Annotated in this window: 3 protein-coding genes; 1 reads left to right on the top strand and 2 read right to left on the bottom strand. The window is 62.6% G+C overall.

Annotated elements, in window-relative coordinates:
* Window positions 1-107: 107 nt before the first annotated feature.
* The gene (locus WBV42_RS15790; protein WP_423986869.1) at window positions 108-950 is read right to left on the bottom strand and encodes a polyprenyl synthetase family protein; all 843 of its coding nucleotides are present in this window, start codon (window positions 948-950) and stop codon (window positions 108-110) included.
* Window positions 951-992: 42 nt separating this feature from the next.
* Window positions 993-1,715, bottom strand: coding sequence for a class I SAM-dependent DNA methyltransferase (locus WBV42_RS15785; protein WP_423986868.1), 723 nt, complete (start codon window positions 1,713-1,715; stop codon window positions 993-995).
* Window positions 1,716-1,853: 138 nt separating this feature from the next.
* Between WBV42_RS15785 and WBV42_RS15780 the strand changes: the two genes are divergently transcribed.
* Window positions 1,854-3,359, top strand: a complete 1,506-nt coding sequence (locus WBV42_RS15780; RefSeq protein ID WP_423986867.1) for an MATE family efflux transporter — start codon at window positions 1,854-1,856, stop codon at window positions 3,357-3,359.
* Window positions 3,360-3,384: the final 25 nt, after the last annotated feature.

Raw genomic sequence — 3,384 nt, 5'->3', positions numbered from 1 at the left:
CGGTCGCCCGCCCTTGCTCGCGGTTACACCGCTCGCTTTCGAGGTTGCTCCGCAACCTCGAATCCTGAAAGAGGGTGCGTACATTCGACTCGGAGAGAAAAGCCGTCTCAGTGTTCCCGTGTGACGACGAACTGCGCGAAATCGCGGAGGTAGTCCAGCGCGGCAGAATCGGGCGCGTCGACCCTGTCGAGGGCGGCCAATGCGGCTTCGGACTGCTCGTGGGCGAGTTCGTTCGCCTCGTCGGCGCTGAGGTCGGTCACCTGCACGATGGACGGGCGACCGATTTCCTCGTCCTGTCCAGTCGGCTTGCCGAGGTCGTCGGGGTCGGCCGTCGCGTCGAGCACGTCGTCCCGGATCTGGAAGGCGACACCGACGCGTTCCGCGTATTCGCCGAACGCATCGACCGTTTCGGGGTTGGCGTCGGCCGACAAGGCTCCGAGCGCGGCGGCGGCGCGGAACAACGCACCGGTCTTTCGGCGGGCGAGTTCCATGTACTCGGGTTGATTCGACGGCGTGGCGACGAGTTCCGAGGCTTCGCCCATGCCGAGTTCGATCATCGATTCGGCGACGACCTCCATGGCACGTGGATCGGAGGAGAACAACTCGAACGCTTCGCCGAGCATGCCGTCGCTGGCGATGATGGCCGGGCCGTAGCCGTACTCCGCCCACGCACTTTCGGTGCCGCGGCGCACGTCCGAGCGGTCGATGATGTCGTCCACGACGAGCGACGCGTCGTGAACGAGTTCGATACCGACGCCGAAATCGACGGCGTCCTCGGCGTCGCCACCCGCCGCTTCACAGACGAGCATGGCGACGGTCGGCCGGACCCGTTTTCCCCCCGAGAGTGCCGTGTGGGCCAATTGCTCCGACAGTTCACGTGGTTCGACCCGCTCTACGACCTCCTCCAACCGGTCTTCGACGAGCGTCCTGCGGGCCATCAGGTACTCCATTCATCTGTGCTTCAGGACGGGGGACGCAAATACGTGACGGGTTCAGTCGGCTGTCATCACGGCACGAATCGACAAAAACGTCGGTTCACGGGATACCCGTTCGAACGTTTCGGGGGATTTCTCGCGGAAGTTCTCCGTCGGTTGACTCTCCGCGATACGGTCGAGACGAAAGCGGGCGTTCAGCAGGGGGTTCAGTATCGCCGCCAGCGGTCGGCGATAGGTGGAGACCTCCACCGGGTCGCCGAAACTCGTCCACTCGTCGCTCACCATCTCGGTCTCGAAGTAGTCGTCCGGGTCGAAGTACAGCGTGTCCGCGACCGGATGCCCACACGAGAACACGAGAATTCCGTGGGGTCGGAGGACGCGACCCAGTTCGGAAAACAGTGAATCCCAATCCCCAACGTAGTCGAACGCCAACGAACTGTACACGAGGTCGAAGTGGTTCGACTCGAAGGGAAGGGGTTCGCCGAAATCCGCTCGGAGAAATCGCCCCGCGGGGGCGCGCTCCCGTGCGTGAGCGAGCATTTTGGGACTCACGTCGATTCCGGTGACGCTCGCTCCGCGTTCGAGCAGATGCTCCGCCGTGATACCCGGACCACAACCGGCGTCCAGTACGTCGAAGCTCTCGATGTCGGGAAGCAATCCCAGCGTCGTCGGGCGTTCGAGGTCGGCATTGAACGGCTTCGTCGGTGCCCGTTTGGCGTACTCGTCGGCCAGTTTCTCGTACGTGGGAAGGGCCAACGGTCGCTCTTGCTCGTCGGTCATACCCGTTCCTCCGCGAGTGAGGTAAAAAAGTCGCTGATCGGAACGACGATTCGAATCGACAAATCGTATCGTTCATGACATACGTTAACGGCTATCGCGAGGAATTATTCGGGTGGGAACATCATACAAAATTCGAGCATGAGCGACGCTTCGAACGGGGAGTCCACACGGTTCACCCACGGGTCGATACTGTGGCCGCTTCTCGCGTTGGCTCTCCCGCTCACCGCCACGCAGTTGCTGCAAGTGGCGTACAATCTGACGGACACGTTCTGGGTTGGCCGACTCGGTGCCGATGCGGTGGCGGCGCTGTCGTTCTCGTGGCCGCCGATATTCCTGCTCGTAAGCGTCGGCGGTGGGATGACGAACGCGGGAACCATCCTCATCGCGCAGAACACGGGCGCAGGCAACGACGAGCGGCTCGGGCACGTCGCCGGACAAACGATCGGTTTCGTCGGGGTGCTCTCGGTTGCCGTTTCGATGCTCGGCGTCGTCTTCGCCCCGGAATTGCTCCACGCCATTGGAACCACGCCGGGAACGAAGGTTCACGAATTGGCCGTCACCTACACGCGAATCGTCGTCCTCGGCATGCCGTTCACCTTCGGATTTTACGTTTTCATGGCCCTACTCCGTGGGTGGGGAGACACGAAGACGCCGATGTATCTGATGGTCCTCAGCGTCGGCCTCAATATCATCCTCGATCCGTTTTTCGTCCTCGGATTTACTGGCAATCCGTTGTTCGGATGGTTCGGTCTCGGTGGACTCCAGCGTTCGCTGTTTACCACCACTGGCTTCGGCGGGTTTGGGGTCATGGGTGCCGCGATAGCGACGGTTCTCTCGCGGGGAATCGCCGCTTTCGTCGGCTTCTGGCTGCTATTCGGCGGCCGCGTCGGTCTGCATCTCGCGCTGGACGACCTCCGGTTGAAATTCAGTACCGTCGAAAAAATCCTCCGAATCGGGGTTCCCGGAGCCATCGACCAGAGCACCCAATCCATCGCGGTCATCGTCATGACGGCGCTCCTCGCCACCGTCAGCACCGACGCCGTCGCGGCGTACGGTATCGGCACCCGATTCATCTCCCTCGTCTGGCTTCCGACGGTGGCGATGGGGATGTCCGTCGAGACCGTGGTCGGGCAAAACCTCGGAAACGGGCGGCGGGACCGCGCTCGACGCACGGTGTACATCGCCGTCGCAATCCTCGGGGTGGCCTTCCTCGTCGCTGGCGTGCTGACGTTTTGGTTCGCTCGACCCATCGTCGGCCTGTTTATCACGGGGTCAGGCTCCGACGCGATAATCGATCAGGGTGCGACATTCCTCCGAATCGTCGCGCCGACGTGGATCATCATGGCCGCCTATCACATGATGAACGGAGCGTTCTACGGGTCGGGGTCCACCCGGATGGCGATGGGGATCGCCGTGACGTCGTTGTGGGGAGTCCGTGCTGTCATCGCAGTTGTCGCCATCCTCGTCTTCAGCGTCGGCGCCACCGGCGCGTGGTACGCCATCGCAGTATCGAACGTGACGGCGGCCGTCGCTGGCGCATTCTTTTTCTTCCGTGGCCGATGGCTGGAGGACGTCCTCGAAGCCGACTCGACGGAAGGACCGGATTCTGACGCGGATTCGGGGCGGCTGACCGATTCGCAATAGCGGAGAATAACGACCGATTCCCGTC

The organism is Haladaptatus sp. (assembly GCF_049589095.1).
Lineage (GTDB): Archaea > Halobacteriota > Halobacteria > Halobacteriales > Haladaptataceae > Haladaptatus.
The sequence above is the reverse complement of the archived record's forward strand: the minus strand, read 5'-3'. Positions and strand labels throughout refer to the sequence as shown.

Excerpts from the sequence above, each read along its gene's own strand:
- WBV42_RS15785 (WP_423986868.1), bottom strand. The coding sequence starts at position 1,715 with ATGACCGACGAGCAAGAGCGACCGTTGGCCCTTCCCACGTACGAGAAA.
- WBV42_RS15780 (WP_423986867.1), top strand. The coding sequence starts at position 1,854 with ATGAGCGACGCTTCGAACGGGGAGTCCACACGGTTCACCCACGGGTCG.
- WBV42_RS15790 (WP_423986869.1), bottom strand. The coding sequence starts at position 950 with ATGGAGTACCTGATGGCCCGCAGGACGCTCGTCGAAGACCGGTTGGAG.